This is a genomic window from Vibrio sp. 1727, assembly GCF_033344415.1.
Taxonomy (GTDB): Bacteria; Pseudomonadota; Gammaproteobacteria; order Enterobacterales; family Vibrionaceae; genus Vibrio; species Vibrio alginolyticus.
On sequence record NZ_JAWPOT010000424.1, the window covers coordinates 1 to 607 of the forward strand.

Genomic DNA, 607 nt, shown 5'->3' on the forward strand with positions numbered 1-607 from the left:
CCAAGTTTGTCAGTGACGGCCTTGACGCTTGTGGTTACAAATATTGTACCGGTGACATCATGGCCACGAACCCGATGTGGCGAATGACTCGCTCCGAATGGGAAGAATGTTTCGCCGACTGGATTGACGATCCCAACCCGAAAGCGTTACTAAATGCATCAATATTTTTCGATTTAGATGGCGTGTATGGCCGCTTAAAATGGGCAGAACAGCTCACCAGCTTCATTGTGCGTCGAGCGCGTAAAAATAATCGCTTCTTAGCATGTTTGGCTCGAAATGCGCTAAACCGCACACCGCCATTAGGCTTCTTCAAAGATTTTGTGATGGAAAAAGACGGCCAGCACAAAAACTCGATCAACCTAAAACGTCGTGGCACCGCGCCGCTGGTTGATCTGATTCGTGTGCATGCCTTGGCGGTTGGCTCTCGTGCACAAAACTCGTGTGAACGTCTCGACGACATTATTGACGCAGGCATCTTGCCAAAAGGTCGAGCTCAGGACTTAAAAGACGCGTTAGAATTCATCTCTATGGTACGAATTCGCCATCAAGCGACTGATGTTGAACTCGGAATTGAGCCAGATAACAACATCGAGCCAGAATACCTCTC

Annotated in this window: 1 protein-coding gene; it reads left to right on the forward strand. The window is 48.4% G+C overall.

Annotation, left to right across the window (positions count from 1 at the left end):
• The coding region (locus R8O10_RS26125) for a putative nucleotidyltransferase substrate binding domain-containing protein (protein WP_318192084.1) at positions 1-607 on the forward strand (607 nt) is incomplete at both ends.